The sequence below is a fragment of the Streptomyces sp. NPDC060209 genome, assembly GCF_042728155.1.
Lineage (GTDB): Bacteria > Actinomycetota > Actinomycetes > Streptomycetales > Streptomycetaceae > Streptomyces.
This window is the reverse complement of sequence record NZ_JBHWZS010000215.1, coordinates 1-14,623: the sequence shown is the minus strand read 5'-3', so window position 1 is coordinate 14,623 and position 14,623 is coordinate 1. Positions and strand designations below refer to the sequence as shown.

At 72.3% G+C, this 14,623-nt stretch carries 21 protein-coding genes; 6 read left to right on the top strand and 15 right to left on the bottom strand.

Annotated features, from left to right (window positions below; translation table 11 throughout):
- Positions 1–26: 26 nt before the first annotated feature.
- The 9 genes from ACFWFI_RS30880 to ACFWFI_RS30840 all read right to left on the bottom strand — a co-directional run bounded on the left by ACFWFI_RS30880 (position 27) and on the right by ACFWFI_RS30840 (position 6,447).
- Positions 27–668: a hypothetical protein gene (locus ACFWFI_RS30880; protein ID WP_387396530.1), complete on the bottom strand. Its 642-nt coding sequence runs from the start codon at positions 666–668 to the stop codon at positions 27–29.
- A 12-nt stretch (positions 669–680) separates the two neighbouring features.
- The gene (locus ACFWFI_RS30875; protein ID WP_387396528.1) at positions 681–1,202 is read right to left on the bottom strand and encodes a hypothetical protein; all 522 of its coding nucleotides are present in this window, start codon (positions 1,200–1,202) and stop codon (positions 681–683) included.
- 226 nt (positions 1,203–1,428) lie between these two features.
- A complete protein-coding gene (locus ACFWFI_RS30870; RefSeq protein WP_387396526.1) occupies positions 1,429–3,654 on the bottom strand; it encodes an FtsK/SpoIIIE domain-containing protein in 2,226 nt (741 codons plus the stop codon).
- A gap of 77 nt (positions 3,655–3,731) precedes the next feature.
- A complete protein-coding gene (locus tag ACFWFI_RS30865; RefSeq protein WP_387396523.1) occupies positions 3,732–4,028 on the bottom strand; it encodes a hypothetical protein in 297 nt (98 codons plus the stop codon).
- Entirely contained in the window at positions 4,025–4,270 is a 246-nt protein-coding gene (locus ACFWFI_RS30860; protein ID WP_281946315.1) for a hypothetical protein, read from the bottom strand. Before ACFWFI_RS30860 ends, ACFWFI_RS30865 begins: the two co-directional genes overlap by 4 nt.
- On the bottom strand, positions 4,270–5,541 hold the full coding sequence (locus tag ACFWFI_RS30855; RefSeq protein ID WP_387396518.1) for an ATP synthase subunit B family protein: 1,272 nt from the start codon (positions 5,539–5,541) through the stop codon (positions 4,270–4,272). The genes ACFWFI_RS30860 and ACFWFI_RS30855 overlap by 1 nt, the downstream gene beginning before the upstream one ends.
- On the bottom strand, positions 5,538–5,816 hold the full coding sequence (locus tag ACFWFI_RS30850; RefSeq protein WP_387396515.1) for a hypothetical protein: 279 nt from the start codon (positions 5,814–5,816) through the stop codon (positions 5,538–5,540). The genes ACFWFI_RS30855 and ACFWFI_RS30850 overlap by 4 nt, the downstream gene beginning before the upstream one ends.
- Positions 5,813–6,130, bottom strand: coding sequence for a hypothetical protein (locus ACFWFI_RS30845; protein WP_387396513.1), 318 nt, complete (start codon positions 6,128–6,130; stop codon positions 5,813–5,815). Before ACFWFI_RS30845 ends, ACFWFI_RS30850 begins: the two co-directional genes overlap by 4 nt.
- Positions 6,127–6,447 carry a hypothetical protein gene (locus ACFWFI_RS30840; RefSeq protein ID WP_387396511.1) on the bottom strand — a complete coding sequence of 107 codons (321 nt, stop codon included), beginning with the start codon at positions 6,445–6,447 and terminating at the stop codon, positions 6,127–6,129. The genes ACFWFI_RS30845 and ACFWFI_RS30840 overlap by 4 nt, the downstream gene beginning before the upstream one ends.
- Positions 6,448–6,700: 253 nt before the next feature.
- On the opposite strand from ACFWFI_RS30840, the gene ACFWFI_RS30835 reads away from it, so the two are divergent.
- Both ACFWFI_RS30835 and ACFWFI_RS30830 read left to right on the top strand, forming a co-directional pair.
- Positions 6,701–7,480 (top strand): GntR family transcriptional regulator, encoded by a 780-nt coding sequence (locus ACFWFI_RS30835; RefSeq protein ID WP_387396508.1) that lies wholly within the window; start codon positions 6,701–6,703, stop codon positions 7,478–7,480.
- A 26-nt stretch (positions 7,481–7,506) separates the two neighbouring features.
- The gene (locus ACFWFI_RS30830; protein WP_387396501.1) at positions 7,507–8,067 is read left to right on the top strand and encodes a UTRA domain-containing protein; all 561 of its coding nucleotides are present in this window, start codon (positions 7,507–7,509) and stop codon (positions 8,065–8,067) included.
- An 83-nt stretch (positions 8,068–8,150) separates the two neighbouring features.
- Here the strand turns inward: ACFWFI_RS30830 and ACFWFI_RS30825 are convergent, their stop codons facing one another.
- The 6 genes from ACFWFI_RS30825 to ACFWFI_RS30800 are packed head-to-tail and all read right to left on the bottom strand — an operon-like array spanning position 8,151 to position 10,724.
- Positions 8,151–8,552: a hypothetical protein gene (locus ACFWFI_RS30825; protein WP_387396499.1), complete on the bottom strand. Its 402-nt coding sequence runs from the start codon at positions 8,550–8,552 to the stop codon at positions 8,151–8,153.
- Positions 8,552–8,827 (bottom strand): hypothetical protein, encoded by a 276-nt coding sequence (locus tag ACFWFI_RS30820; protein ID WP_387396498.1) that lies wholly within the window; start codon positions 8,825–8,827, stop codon positions 8,552–8,554. The genes ACFWFI_RS30825 and ACFWFI_RS30820 overlap by 1 nt, the downstream gene beginning before the upstream one ends.
- Positions 8,824–9,147: a hypothetical protein gene (locus ACFWFI_RS30815; RefSeq protein ID WP_387396496.1), complete on the bottom strand. Its 324-nt coding sequence runs from the start codon at positions 9,145–9,147 to the stop codon at positions 8,824–8,826. Before ACFWFI_RS30815 ends, ACFWFI_RS30820 begins: the two co-directional genes overlap by 4 nt.
- Entirely contained in the window at positions 9,144–9,509 is a 366-nt protein-coding gene (locus tag ACFWFI_RS30810) for a hypothetical protein (RefSeq protein ID WP_387396495.1), read from the bottom strand. The genes ACFWFI_RS30815 and ACFWFI_RS30810 overlap by 4 nt, the downstream gene beginning before the upstream one ends.
- Before the next feature lie 16 nt (positions 9,510–9,525).
- Entirely contained in the window at positions 9,526–10,371 is an 846-nt protein-coding gene (locus tag ACFWFI_RS30805; protein WP_387396493.1) for a hypothetical protein, read from the bottom strand.
- Positions 10,371–10,724: a hypothetical protein gene (locus ACFWFI_RS30800; RefSeq protein ID WP_387396491.1), complete on the bottom strand. Its 354-nt coding sequence runs from the start codon at positions 10,722–10,724 to the stop codon at positions 10,371–10,373. The genes ACFWFI_RS30805 and ACFWFI_RS30800 overlap by 1 nt, the downstream gene beginning before the upstream one ends.
- Positions 10,725–10,875: 151 nt before the next feature.
- Here ACFWFI_RS30800 and ACFWFI_RS30795 point away from each other — a divergent pair, with 151 nt between their 5' ends.
- The 4 genes from ACFWFI_RS30795 (at position 10,876) to tap (ending at position 14,578) form a co-directional block, all read left to right on the top strand.
- Entirely contained in the window at positions 10,876–11,184 is a 309-nt protein-coding gene (locus ACFWFI_RS30795; RefSeq protein ID WP_023543960.1) for a hypothetical protein, read from the top strand.
- A 306-nt stretch (positions 11,185–11,490) separates the two neighbouring features.
- Entirely contained in the window at positions 11,491–12,309 is an 819-nt protein-coding gene (locus tag ACFWFI_RS30790) for a hypothetical protein (protein WP_387396489.1), read from the top strand.
- 14 nt (positions 12,310–12,323) lie between these two features.
- On the top strand, positions 12,324–12,875 hold the full coding sequence (gene tpg / locus ACFWFI_RS30785; protein WP_387396487.1) for a telomere-protecting terminal protein Tpg: 552 nt from the start codon (positions 12,324–12,326) through the stop codon (positions 12,873–12,875).
- Positions 12,875–14,578 carry a telomere-associated protein Tap gene (gene tap / locus ACFWFI_RS30780; RefSeq protein ID WP_387396485.1) on the top strand — a complete coding sequence of 568 codons (1,704 nt, stop codon included), beginning with the start codon at positions 12,875–12,877 and terminating at the stop codon, positions 14,576–14,578. The genes tpg and tap overlap by 1 nt, the downstream gene beginning before the upstream one ends.
- The last annotated feature ends 45 nt before the right edge of the window (positions 14,579–14,623 follow it).

The following is a 14,623-nucleotide window of genomic DNA, read 5'->3' as shown; positions in this document are numbered from 1 at the left end:
GCCCCGAGGGCGCTCGATTCCTGCCGTCAGTCCTCGGCCCCGCCGTCGGCGGCACGCATCTTGCGTTCGTGCCGACGCTCGCCGTAGGCCCCCGCCTCGCGGATGCCGTCGCGGGCGACGCCGATCCCCTCGCGGCCGAGGCTCGATGCCGACTCGACGGCCGAGGCCCCGGCGGCGGCGATCTGCCCGGCCGCGCCCGCCGCCTGTCCGGCGGCGCCCGCCACGGCGGCGAGGGCGCCGAACGCGGCCGTCATCGCGCCACCCGTGGCCCGACCGGCGGGCTTGGCGGGCCCGGCCTGGCCCCCTTTCCCGGTCTTGGCGTCCGCGGCGGCGGCGGCGCGGGCCGCGGTCGAATTGGCGGCGGCGGCGCCGACGCTGGCGAGGATGCCCTCGACCTTGGTCCCGTCCGTGAGGGTGAGGCGGAATCGGCCGGGCTTGCCCTGGGCGAGGATGCCGAGGTTCGCGGCGGTGAGCTGCTCGACGGGAAAGAAGCACTGCGCGCGGCGTCCGCCGTCCTCGCCCTTGTGCTTCTGGCCGCACGTCGCCGTGACGGTCTTCCCGTTCGCCATGAGGGTGAGCTCGCGTGGGGTGTCCCGCTCGCCGCGGCCGGGGCACCGCAGGGTGTCGTTTCCGATCTTGAGAGGTCCGCGGACCTTGATCGCAGCCATGGGCAGGGCTCCTTACTTCTTGGCGATGGCGGTTGCGGTGGCGGTGGCCGTGGCCTTGGCGAACAGACCCCGGGCGGTGGCGGTGCTGGTGGCTTCGGCGGTGACGCTCCCCCCGCCGGCACGTCGCTTGACGACGACGACGAACAGGCCCAGGACGAGGGCGAGGACGAACGCGAACTTCGCCAGGAGGACGAGCGAGGCGACGAGGGCGGCGAGGCCCTCGGCGAACAGGCCGAGGGCGTAGGCGCCGAGGACCGAGGAGCCGGACAAGGAGAGCGCGAGGAGCGCCGTCGTCTTGGCCCAGGTGGGTACGGGCGCGGACTGGGGGGCCTCGGGGGCGGCGGCCGGGCCGGTGGGCTCGATCTTGGAGACCAGGAGCCACACCCGGGCGCCGTTGGGGGTGACGGCCTCGACGGCGCCCGGAATGGGCACCGGGGACAGGTACGGGAGGGTCGTCGCCAGTGCGGCCGTCTCGACGGGCTCGGGGCGGTAGAGGACCGGCTCGGCGGGGGCGGTGCGGGCGGTGACGTCCATCGGGTCTCGACTCCTTGTGCGCGGGGTTTCGGGGTGTCGGGGCGGTGTCCTGGGGGGTGGCTTTGCCCCTGTTTGTGCAGGTCTGGGCGGTGTCTAGGGGGGTGTCGGGCCCCTGGGCGGGGTGTCCGCTGGGGACACCCCGGCCGGGGGGCCGACACGTCCGGGACACGTCCCCACCTGCGGTTTTGCGGCGGGGACACCTTCCCGGACACGTCGGTTCGTCCCGTTATGCACCGAGTACGAGCGTCAGGTCCGTGCGGCGGAATCCGCGGCCCTCGGTGCCCGCGAGGGTGGTCACCTTGACGCGGTCGAGCGTGCGGCCCGACCCGTCGAGGGCCTGCTCGATCTCGCGGCCGAGGCGGGCGCCGACGCGGCTCGACCATTGCTTGTCGCTCTCGCCGTCACGCTGGCCCCAGTCGGCCGCCGGGTCCTGCTTGTGCAGGAGGCGGGCAATGTCGGTACTGCCGAGCTCCTCGGCCTCGGCCGCCTCGAACGCGTCCCGCATCTGGGCGAGGATGCCGGACACCGTCAGGAGGCCCGACGCGGCGTAGCCGGTGAGGGTGCCGGCGGCGAGCCGCAGGGCCCGGCCGCGGGCGCAGATGACCTCGAACTCCTGCGGGGTGATCAGGTCGACTTGCAGCTTCTCGGAACCGGCCTCCTCGGCGAGGATGCCGACGCCGATCCGACCCAGTCCGGCGGCGGTGTGCCCGCGCTTGGCCTGTCCGTCGCCGAGGATCATGTCGGACGACGTGTCGTCCACGGTGTGCACGCTGTACCGCTTGAGGATGACGTCGCGGAAGTCGGTCGGGACCGACTTCGCACTCGGGCGCTGGGCGGCGGCCACGATGATGAGGCCGCAGGCCCGGCCGCGCCGGATCAGCCGGGCGAGCTTCTCGACGAGGGCGGCGAACTCCTTCAACCCGTCCTTGCGGGCGAGGACCACGCCGAACGCCTCTTGAATCTCGTCGATCAGGAACATGAGGACGGGCATTCCGTGCGCCTCGGCCATGGCGGGCGTGAGACGCATGTCGGGGCGCTCGGCCTTGGGCATCCGCCGGATTTTCGCAAAGCGGGTGTCCATTTCCTCGATCAGCTCGTCGACGAGCTCAATGAACTCGTCGACGCTCGCGGGGTCGGCGCCGATGATCACGCGGTGCGCGATGTTTTCGAGCTCCTCCCAGTCCGCGCCGCCCTTGAAGTCGGCGAGGAGCATCCGGCACTGAGGGTCGAGGGCACCCGCGGCGGCCGGCACTCGCATTGCCGACGTCTTGCCGTACCCCTGGGCACCGCCGAACAGCATTGAGGACCAAAGGAGTTGGAGCGTCTTCCGCAGGCCCTTGCGGTTCGAGCCGAAGGGGACGCCGTCCCAGATCGACCAGCGGTCGGCGTCGACCAGCGGGGACACGGGCGCGTCACCAGCGAACGGCACCGTCGCCGAGACCCAGAGGACGACGTCGGCCGGGGTCTCGCCCTGCGTCAGGTCGATGCGTTCCAGCGACAGGCCCAGGGCCCCGGCGAACTGCTCGGCCTTGCTCTTGAGGGCCTTGCAAATGACGTTGGCCGGGAGCTTGAACTCAAGCGTTGTGTTGCCGAGCTCGTCGCGGGTGGCGAGGCCCACGGGCTTGATCTCCTGCTCGGCCGTCAGGAGCTTGATCTCGCGCAGGGCGTTGGTGATCCGTTCGTCAGTCACCGGGCCGTCGTGGTCGGCCCCCGCGGTGCTGTCGAGGAACGCGAACGTTCCGTCGGGCGCCCGGCGGGCGAGCTCGCGGTGTCCGAGGACGTACAGGAGGCCGAAGAACGGGATCAGGGCCGGGGCGGTGAGGACCAGGCCCCAGGTCTCCCCCAAGGCGATGACGGCCGCGGCGTAGGAGGTGCAGCCGGTCAGGGCGTAGACCGTGACCGGCTCACGGCGCCGCGCCTTGGCCTCCTTGCGCCGGTCGGCCCGCAGGTCGGCGATGTGCTCGGCCCCCGCCTTGGCCCGGCGGACCTTGTCGGCGAGCTCACCGTACTCGGTGGCGAACAGGTACGACCACGCGTCCCGGGCGCCGACGCGGGCCCCGATCCCGCTCGTCTTGATGAACCGCCACAGGTAGACGGGGCTGCGGGTGGCGTGGAAGGCGGCCGAGTTGAGCCACACCGCGCGGCGCTGCCGCCACACGCCCGGGTCGAGGAACGTCTCGGGGATGATCGGGCGCAGGCCGAGGGATGCGCGCTCGTCCTCGTCGAGCTCGTCCTCGTCGAGCTGCTCGAAGGTGCCGGCCTCGGCCGTGGCCTCCTCGACCTTGTCCAGTCGCACCGTGCCGGTGAACAGGTCGGCGACGCCGTTCTCGGTCTGCTGTGCGGCGGTCCGGGAGAGCTCGCCGAGGCGGAGGAGGGTCTCGGGGTCCTGGTAGGCGGTGAGGTTGACGAGCTGTGCCTCGCGCTCGCCGTGCTCGGTCTCGGTGGTGCTCATGGGGGTGGTTCCTTCCTCAAGTGCGTGGGCCGTCGGCCCGGCCGCCGGGGGGAGGGGCGGCCGGGCCCGGGGGCGGTTCAGTGCGCCGCGTGCTCGCGGGCGAGGGCGTCGAGGGCGAGGTGAAGGCGGGCGCGGGCGGTGTCGGAGCCGCAGCCGACGGCCGTTCCGTACTGGAGCGACTCGCGGGCCGCCTCGGCGGCCTCCCACGCCTTCACCCCGTGCTCGCTGGCCGGGGGGTGGGCGTCGAATTCGAGGTAGACGAGGCCGAGCTCGGCGGCGCAGCGCCCGAGCTGGGGGTGACGGTCGGCGGCGTGCTGGTCCGCCTGGGCGGCGAGCTCGCGGGCGATCTGTCGGTAGACGCTCTCGGCGGTCACTTCTTGCCCTCCTTCTTGGCGGAGGTCTCGGCGGCCTTGGCCTTCTTGGTGGCGGCGCGGACCGCCGACGCCTTGGCGGCGGACCGGATCAGGGCCGGGCCGAACAGGACGAGGGCGAAGATCACGGCGCCGATGGCGGCCGACCACGTCCACCCGGTCTCGGGCGAGAGGGTGATCGTCGGGTAGATGCCGGCGGGGGCGGCGAGGATCAGGAGCCGGGGCGGGGTGAATGAGGCGCTCATCAGTTCTTCCTCTCGGCCTTGACGGCGTCACGGAGCTGCATCGCGTACCGGGTGTTGCCGCCCCCGATGGCCATGCGGACGTTGCTCACGGAGAGGTCCGCGGCGCCCCCGGGGAGGACGTCCGCGAGGGAGCGGACGCGTTCGAGGTGGGCCTCGTCGAGGGGCTTGTTCGGGACCTTCGGAGCGGTCCGTCCGGTGAGGCGGCCGATTGCCTGCTTCCCTTTGCGCCCAAGGGCTTTCGCGGTTCGGCCGCCCTTACTCGGACCCCCGTTCGGACCGTTCGAGGAGCGGCGCGCGGCCGGTCCGTCGTCGCCGTCGCCGCCGCCGAACACGTCGCCGAGGAGCTGCTCGACCATGAGGGTTTCGACCCCCACGCCGTGCGCTGCGGCGAGTGCCTTGTCTGCCTCGCCTCGGTGCGCGATGACACCGGCCGTGACGGCGAGCTCGGCGCCGTGCGTGTCCTGCCACGCGTCCGCCCACGCCTTTTCGTGGTCGACGCTGCCGTACGGGTGCGCGGTCAGAATGTCGGTGTACCGGGCGTACACGGCGGGGAACCGGCGGCGGCGCTTACGGTCGTGCCGGCGGCGGCGCCGGGCCTCCTTGCGCTGGGCCTTGGTGCGGGTGGCCTTTGTGCCGTGACGGCCCCACCCGCGGACCTCCCAGAAGAACACCCCGGCGTACGAGGCGGCGGCGAGGACCCAGGCGAGCCATCCGCCGGACGGGCCGGGCGCGTGCGAGTAGTTGATGACGGCGGCGAACGTGGCGCACGCCCACATGACCACCCGGAAGCGGCCGACGGGGCGGCCCTCGCGCTTGGCGCGCTCACCGCTCACGGTGGCGACCCAGGCCCCGGCCTCCAGCATCACGGCCAGGCACAGGCTGATGATCCCGGGGAGGTCTTCCCCGTTGAGGGCGCGGAGCTGGAAGTACAGGGCCGGGACGATGCCGCACGCCATGACGACCAGGGCGCCGACGGTGTCACCCTCCTTGCCGAGCTTGGCGAACAGCTCGGCGCGGGCCTTCTTCCGCTCGGCCTTGCGGCGGGCCTTCTCGCGCTTGCGCTCGGCGCGGAGACGGCGCTCCTCCTCCTGCCGGGCCTCTACGTCCTTGCGGCGCTGCTCGGCGCGGGCCTCGTCGCGGATACGGGCGGCCTCGGCCTCGGCAAGGCGTTCCTTGCGGGCGGCCTCGGCCTCGGCGAGGCGGTCGCGGCGGTCCTCCTCGCGGTCGTTCTTCCGGTCGAGGCGGCGCTCCTCGCGGTACGACGTACTCACTTGGCGATCTCCTTACGGGCGCCCCGGCGGACGAGGGGGCAGATGGGGCAGTGGGGGAAGGGGCGGCCGACCCGGTCGGCGCGGATGCCCTCGGCGGCGAGGAGCACCCCGACGGCGGCGGCGGTGATGGCCTGTCCGGCGTGTCCGGCGATCACCGAGACGACGAACCAGTCGGCGAGGAGGAACAGGACCACGGCCGACGTGGCGATGTGGTGGACGGCGGCGGCGGTTCCGGCGGCCGAGACGACGAGGACTCGGCGGGCGGCGGCGGTCATCGGGCCGTGCGGGGGGTCGGGACCGCAGGCGGGACCGGCGCGGCCGGGGATGCCGGCGGGGCGGTGCGGGGGCGGGGAAACGTCGCGGCCACGCGGACGGCGAGGCGGGCGAGGACGGCGGCCCCGGCGAGGAACGCGGCGGCCTTGACCCCGGTCACCAGGGCGGTGAGGAGGGTCACGACGAGCGGCGCGGCGAGCTGGGCGAGTCCCGCGAAGACGAGGACCAGGACCAGGAGGGCGGCGGGGTGCAGCCGGTCGGCGGAGCCGAGGAGCGCACGGGCGGCGCGGGCGGTGGCGCGGCGGGTGATCGTCACGCGGCCCACCCCCCGGCGAAGTCGTCGGCCTCGTAACCCTGGGCGTCGTCCTCGCGCTCGATCTCCTCGACGATTCCGGCGATCACGTCGAGGGACACGTCGCGCGGGATGTAACCGGAGTCGGCCATGTCGACCAGCGCGTACAGGCGGGCGAGCTCGTCGAGCTCGTTCTCGTCGCCACCGATGGGGCCGAGGACGAGGTCGACGTCGAGGCCCAGCTCGGCGGAGAGGTCGAGGCGGGACGGGACGGTTCCGGCGGCGGAATCGGCCGTGCCGATTCGCAGGTTAAGCGCGGTTTCGGGCATGGTGGTGCGCACGCGGAATCACTCCTCTGTCTGTCAGGGGAGTCCGCCGAGCGGCCCCGGTGTGCGTGGACTAGACGCCCCGGGGCCGCGCCCTTTCGGGCGTGGCGGACCACTGCGACTCAGACCCGAGGGCCCTCGTCGGTGCCGTTTGATCGGCACGACATGAGTGAAGCACCGAATGGAATCCATTGCAATAGTCTTGGATTCCATCCATGCTTGTGTCGGTAGCAAGCGCCATGGAATGGCTTCCAGATAAGGTGACCGCATGACAGAGGACGAGCCGCGCCGAGCGACCTTTCGCGCAGTCGCCGACGAGGTGCGCACGCGCATCCAACAGGGCACATACGCCCCGGGTGCCAAGCTCCCCACCGAGGGGGAGCTCGCCGACGAGATCGGCACGAATCGGGGGACCGCCGCACAGGCATTGCGCCTGCTCGCCTCCGAGGGACTGATCGACAAGAGCCGCCGGGGCATGTTCGTGCACCGGATCGTCAAGAAGATCGTTCGGGACTCGACGTCGCGCTATGTCCGGGCCCGCCGCGAGGAGGGGCAGGCCCGAGGAGCATTCGAGGCCGAGATCCGCGGCCTCGGCATGACCCCGTCGAGCGTCACCACCACACAGCACGCACAGCCGCCGGCATGGGTGGCGGACCTCCTCGGGGTAGACGCAAACGATGTGTCGACCCTCGCCCGCATCCGGCGGATGCTCGCCGACGACGTCCCCGTACAGCTCGCAACGTCGTACCTCCCCCTCGCCATCGCCGAGGGGACCAGGCTCGAAGAGATCGACACGGGGCCGGGCGGGTCGAAATCACGCCTCGCCGAGCTCGGCCACCCGCAGGCCACCATCACGGAGGAGATCGACGTCCGTCCTCCTACCGCCGAGGAGGTCGGGGCCCTCGACATGCGGGAGGACCAGCGCGTTTACGAGATCGCCCACATCGGGCGCACCGAGGACGGCCGCACGGTCGAGGTGACCGTTCACGTACTGCCCACCCACCTGTGGCGCCTGTCCTACTCCTGGCCGCTCGGCCCTACCCACTGACCACCCCACCGGAAGGGATCACGCACATGGCACAGAACACCATCGGCGCAAACGGCGGCATCGTTCGGGACGCCCGCAGCCGGTACCGCACCGAGAACCGCGAGGCGAACGGCGCGCACGGCGCGTACGAGAGCGAGACGCGCCGCGGCGGCGGGGCACCCCGCGCCGAGGTGACGGTGAACCGCGCCGAGGCCCCGGCCGACGTCGCCGAGCTGCTCGGCGTCGAGGGACCGGTCGTCGTCCGCGCCCGGCGCATGTACGACGGTGAGCGCCTGGTCCAGCTCGCCGACACATGGATTCCGGCGGACGTCGCCGAGGCCGCCGGTATCGAACAGGTCGACACCGGAGCGGGCGGGATCATCTCGCGGATGCGCGAGGCCGGTTTCGACCAGGGCGCCGAGGCCGTCGAGGACGTCGACCAGCGGCCCGCCACGGCGGACCAGGCCGAGGCCCTCGGGGTCGAGGAGGGCGAGCTCCTCCTCACCGTGACGCACGTCGGCCGGACCGCCGAGGGCCGGGTCGTTGAGGTCACCCGGCACACCCTCGGCCGCGGCTGGACCCTGCGCTACGCCGCGCCGCTCGACTGACGCACCCGCACAACACGGAGCGCCCGCCCCTTCTCGGGGCGGGCGCTCTGTCGTTCCCGGCCGGGGTGCCGGCGCCTTTCGGGTCAGTCGTCGTCGGGTGCGCTCCCGATCCATGCGACGGGGTGTCCCCCGGCCGTGGTCCCCCAGTGCGGTGCGGTCGAGTCGTGGCCGGTGTCGAGTACGCAGATACGCCCCCACCGGCCGTGTTTCCCGGGGCACGTCCGGGTGAGGGTGTCGAGGTCGGCCTCGCGTTCGGCCCGCTCGTATCGGTCCCGGAAGGGCTGGAAGTGGGGCCGCAACTCCTCGCCGAGGAGGGCCTCGGTCCGCTCGATCTCCTCCCCCAGGCGCCGAACCTCCGGATCGGCCAGCACGGCGGCGATGGCGGTCTCGGCCTCCCACCACGCGCGCCGCCGGGCGTGCTCCTCGACGGCCGCCGCTACCCGGTCCGGCGTCGAGCTGTCCGCCGCCGCTCCCCCCGCCGGCATCAGGGCCCCGAGACGATAGCGACGATCAGAACCTCGCGCCGGGCCTCGTCGACCCGGTACAGGACGCTGGTCCACGCCATCCGTCCGGCGACGTTGAGTAGTGCGGTGTAGAGGCCGCCGACCCGGTCCGGGTACAGCTCGCCGCAGGTGTACGGCGAGGCGGCGACCCGCTTCTCGAAGCCGAGGACGGCGGCCCGCTCCTCGGCCGTGGCCGTGGCCAGTCCAGCGCGGCCGGTCTCGCTGTAGGCGACGGCCCACGGGGTGCCTTCGGTCACCGGCCCGCCTCCTGGTGGCCCTCGGCGCCGAGGATCTCCTCGGACGTGAAGCGGGGGGCGGCCGGATCGGTCGAGGCCGCGACGGCGGCGAGGATCTCGGGCCGGGTCCGCATGACGAGGCGGTGCCGCCACGCGCGGACGAGCGCGGCGTACTCCTCGGGGTCGTCGAGGTCGAGCTCGCCGAGCTGCGCCTCGAACTCCTCGCGGTCCGCCGCCGAGGCCGCGGTGAGGGCGGCCCGCAGTTGCGTGACGGTGCGCGGGCCGCCGCCGTGCTGTGTGCGGTACGGGTTGGTCGGTTCCTCGACGGGGAGGGCGCTCACGGGTTGATCTCCTTGGACTCGGGGCCTGCTTTGCGGAAGCGGAGACCGACGCGGCCGTGTCCCTCGTCGGTCTCCGCGTACGGGATGCCGGCGGCGTCGAGCTGCGCCCGGGTCAGGTCGAGGGCGTTCGTCTTACCCGACCCCGACTGACCGACGAACAGGGCGCGTTGGGCCTCGGGCGAGTACCGGCTCACGCGGCCCACGGCGATGATCTCCTCGGCGAGACGGCGGGCCTCCGGGGTGAGCAAGGCGGCGGCCTCGTCGTACATCTCGACGCGCGGGCGCCCGGAGTCGCGGGACGCGGGGACGGGGATCAACTCGCCTTCCTGGGGGGCGTGTTCGGGCTTCGGTTCCTGGTCCATGAGGGTCCTTCCGGGGTCAGGCCGTGGCGTCCTTGACGAGGGCGGGGCGGGTCCGGGTCTCGACGGCGGCGACGGCCTGCCGGGGGAGGGCGAGGACGCCGTCGAGGAGCTCACGGGCCTTGGCGTAGGCGGCGCGGCGCTCATGCTCACCCCCGTTGCCGTCGAGGGCGATTTCGAGGAGCCCACGGGCCCGGGTGACGGTGGCGCGCTCCTGGCTGGGCAGGTGGCGCAGGCCGGTTTTCCGGGCGTGCTCGTCGGCGGCCCGCCATGCGGTTTTCAGTTGGCTGACGGCGGGCCGGTAGAGGTTGAGGTCGCCCCCTCGGCGGGCGTCGGCGGCGGTGTCGAGGGCGTGCAGGAGTGCCGCGGTCTGGGGCACGGTGACGTCGTCGAGGGCCGGGCGGTCGAGAACGGCGAGGACGTCGCACAGGTAGGCGGCGTGCGCGTCGAGTACCTCGTCGTGCTCGGCCTCGATGGCGCGGCGGCGCTCCTGGGCGGCGGTGTCGGCCGCGCGCCGGACGGCCTTGCGGGCGCGGCGGCGCTGAATGAGCGACCACAGGCCGTACCCGCCGAAGCTCACGGCGAGGCCGACGGCGCCGAAAGCGAGGGGGAGCCAGAGGCTAGACCCGTCGTCGCTCTTGGGGTGGGAGTCGGCCGCCGGTTTCGAGGGGTGCCCACCGTCGAGGGCGCCCTCGAACCAGTCCCGCAGCGGTCCGAAGTTCGAGAGCACGACGAGCGCCACCATGCCGGCGAGTAGCCGCACGACGGCCATTCCGAACTCCTTGCGCACGACTGCCGCGAGGACACCGGCCACGGTCCCGAGCGAGACAACCATCGTGGCGACGGTGGTTACCCATTCGATCATCAGGCGGCGGCGGCGCCGCTCTTGCGCGTGCGACGCGCGGTCCCGCCCTCACCACCCTTGGCGGTCCGGGATCGGGTGGGCTTGGGCTTCGCCTTCGCGGCCTTGGCCGCGTCGCGCTCCTCGGCGGCCTGGTCGAGCCACCCGGGGTGCTGGTTCTCGATCAGGGTCCGGAGGTACTGAGCGGCGATGCCGGCCTCGCGGGCGACGGCCGACAGGTGGCCGTACGCGGTCGACGTCATGGCCTCCTTGACGGCCGCGTCGAGCAAGGCCGCCTTGTCCTTCTTGGCCTGGGCCTCGGACGCCTCGGATGCCTCTCGCAGTTCCTTGATCGTCTTCACGGGGGTGTCAGTCATACCCCGAGGATGACACGTCCGGAGATTCACTACAAGCAAGACTTGTAGTTGACGTGCAACCGTGGAAGAGTGTGCACCGGTCGGGCCGGATTCGCCGGACCCCGCTAGCTGCCGTTATGAGCCCAGCTCACAAAAAGTGAGGTCACAGCATATGGGGAAGTTCGCAGCCGCCTTGAGTACCAGCGAGCGCACGCTCCGGATCACGGTCGCGGCCCTGATGCGCGCTTGCGGCGAGAATCAGACGTCGCTCGCCGCGGGCCTGCGGATCACTCAGGGGCAGGTCTCGCGCAAGCAGACCGGCGCCGCCGCGTGGTCCCTCGGTGACATCGACCGGCTGTCCGCGCACTACGGCATTCCGGTTCCGGATCTCCTGTGCGGTCCGACCCATGCCGTGGAACAGCTCTCCCCCCGGCGCCTCGCCTCGGTGCTCGGCGGATCGCAGGAGGTCATCACGGTCTGACCTGGCACAGGCCGCGCGCCTGCCGCTCGACTCGCTCCACACATGCGAAAAGCCCCGTCGGGGTCATAGGAGGTGGCTCTCCTACCCGTCTGAGGCTTTCGCGTGGACCCTGCTCTAGGTCTGTGGCGGAGTCTACCCGCGCACCCCCGGGTGAGACACCGCAGCGGACGGAAAGGCCGATTAGTGGCACCCCACCGTGATATCAGTCCCGACGACTGCCCCAACTGCCACAAGGTTTACGGGGCCCTTGAAGAACACCAGACGGCCGACCCCGAGAAGTGGCTCACAACCGAGGCCCTCGGTCGGATGATCGGCCTTAAGAAGCGCGCCACTCAGGACCACTTGGCGCACCTGTTCGCACACTCCCGTATCGACGCCGACCGGCGCACGCCGCTGGGCGGCGGGATCGGTCAGCCGTTCTTGCCGGGGGCCCAGGAGTGGGCCGCGAACATCGTTGCGCCGGACCCCACCTGTGCGAAATGCCTCGTCGCCCTCGCCGGAATCGGGTGGGAGGGGCAGGTCCACATGGAGGAGCTCGCCAAGATCGCGGGCGTGAGCCTGCGGACCATCGAGCGCCACCGGCCGCACCTCGTACGCGCGGACCTCGTCGCCTTCCGCCCGGTGCCGATCCGGGAGAACGGGAAGAACCTCGGCCGCCGCCCGGACCGCTTCACCCTGTTGAGCGGGTTCACCACGCCGCGCCTGGAAGGGGCGGCCCTGGAAGCGGTGCCGGCACTCTCCGAGTCCATCATCGACCGCGTCCGCTGGTTCGTCGGCGTCACCGCCGAGGAACGCGCCCTCGCCGCCAAGTCTGTTGCCTGGTGCCTGCGCAACGGGTGGCCCGAGGAGGCCCTCCTCCGTGCGCTCGACGCGACGGAGAACCGGCAGGCGTACCGGCCTAACGGCTACCTGGACAAGCTCCTCCGCAAGCTCCCCGCGCAGTACGTCATCCCGGCACGGCAGATGGTCACCCAGCGGACCGCGCCGCGCAGGCTCGATTGCGCGATCTGCGACACCCCGTTCAAGACGACGATGCCCGGCCATGTGCTGTGCGGCGGCGCCGTCTGCCTGCGGCCGGAACTGGCCGTCATTCCCCCGACCACCACCGTCTTTAAGCTCGCCTGAGAGGAGCCGTGACCATGGGAAAGCTCGTCGATGCAATGCGAGCGCGGTTCCAGACGCGCAACGCCCCTAAGACCGCGCGGGGTCAGTTCAACGCCCTGATGCGCAAGGAGAAGGGCAACACGGCGAAGGTGGCCGAGCGCCTCGGCGTGTCCCGCCGGACGGTACAGCGGTACGTCAAGGGCGAGCGGAACATCGCCAAGTCGAAGCCCGAGATCCTCGACCGCTTGCAGAAGGAGGCCGTCAAGGACCACCAGCCGCGCGTGACGGCTCGGGCGCAGAAGGAGGCCCAGCGGCGCGGTATGACGATCGAGACCCGGGCGTCATTCGGGTTCACCGCGGGCCCGGACACCACGGACGACCCGCGCGTACGTCGCCTCACCGAGGACGTGCCCGAACACCTGATTCCGCAGGTGTTCGACGCCCTGCGGGCGGGTGACGAGGACGAGTTGAACCGGCTCCTCGGGCAGGGGCTCGCCGAGGAGTATTTCCGCACCCCCGGCACCGACGCCGAACAGCTCGACGTCGAGTTCACAGACATTGACTACGTGGAATTGGACCTCCGCTGATGACCGAGAAGACCTACGCCGCTCCCCTCCTGGTCCTCGACGCCGAGGGCGGGGTCCTCATCGCTCACCGCACGGACGTACAGCGCATGGAAGTGCCGGCGGACGTCGTCGACCTGGCGACGGCCGCCGAGTGGGCCGTCGCGTACGGCCTGGGCGCCGGTCCTCTGTCGCAGTACGGCGAGGAGTCCGGCCCGCTCCTGGTCCTCACCGAGGGCGCCGTCGAGGCCCTCGGCCTGCCCGCCCGGCTCGACGACCGCAAGCGCCTGCGGGTGCCGGACGACCACCCGGCGGTCAAGGCCGTGGAAGACGGCGGATGGAAGCTCTCCCGCGCGGGCCTCGCCCCCTGGTCCTTCCTGTACCGGGACCGCGTCGAGGTCCACGTCGCCACGATCCCGTGGGGCGCGTTCGCCGATCACCTCCGGTGGGGCGGGATTGAGGACGTCGCCGCCGACCCGGCCGCCCTCGCGTACGTCCTCGGCCAGTACGCCGAGCGCGTGATCACGCCGACCGGCTCGACGGCCGCTTGCAGCCTCGCCCTGATGACCGCCCTTCGGCCGCCGACCCGGCTCGTCCGGGACCGGGGCACCGGACGGCCCCACCGGGTGCCGGTCGAGGGCTCGCTCTCCGCGCCGGTCGACCCGGCCCCGCCCGAGGCGCCGGACGAGCACCCGCTCGCCAAGGACCGCACCCGGGACGAGGCCAAGGACCCCGCGCACGTCCTCGCCGAGGAGGCCCTCGCCTGGCACCGGGCGCCGACCGAGGCCGAGGCCGCCGCACCGTACGTCGTCGGCGTCGACATCAACGTTGCGTTTCTCGCGGCGGCGAACCGGCTCACGGTGGGAATCGGCGAGGCGGTCTACACCGACGGGCCGCGGTTCGACAAGAAGGTTCCGGGGTCCTGGCTCGTCGACCTGTCCGGCGCCGAGCTGCGCACGAAGGATCTCGTCACGAAGGCATGGAAGACGCTCCCGGCCGAGTTCCCGAGTCCGTTCACCCCGGACGGGAAGACGCCGACGGGTCCGGCCTGGTACGCGACGCCGACCCTGGCGTACGCGGTCGAGCTGGGGATCGAGGTCCGGCCCATCGCGGCGTGGCTGCGGCCCGAGGCGGGCGGGTACCTCGACCTGTGGCACAACCGGTTGAGGGACGCCTACATGGACACCCTCGCCGATCTCGGCATCACGGCCGACATGGACGAGGAGCCTTTCCTCGCGGCCATGTCCACCGTCAAGGAGCGCGACCCCGAGGCCGTCGCCCTCCTGTCTGCGATCAAGCAGACGGCGAAGGGCGGTATCGGCAAGTTGCGGGAGAAGCCGCAGGGGAAGCGCGAGGGGCGGCACGCGCCGTGGCCGGCACTCAAGCGCCCGACGTGGCGGCCGGACATTCGCGCCGCCGTGATCAGCGCGGCGCGGGTCGGCGCCCACCGGAAGATGGTCAAGACGTGGAACGCGACGGGCCTCGTCCCGCTCGCCGTCCTGTCTGACTGCGTGATCTACCCCTCGGCGTACCCGACGGCCCGCGCAGTCGTGCCGCGCAAGCCCGACGGGACGCCCCTGCCGGGCGGGTTCCGCCTCGGCCCGAACCCTGGCTACGTCAAGGAGGAGGGCGTCCGGCCGATGGAGTGGTTCCGAGAGACGGTGGCCAAGGGCGCGAACCCGGCGCGGTTCATCAAGGAGGGCCGGGACGCGGGCCGCGAGGAGTAGGGCGGACCGCGTACGGCAGGGGCGGGCCCCGGTAGACACCTACCG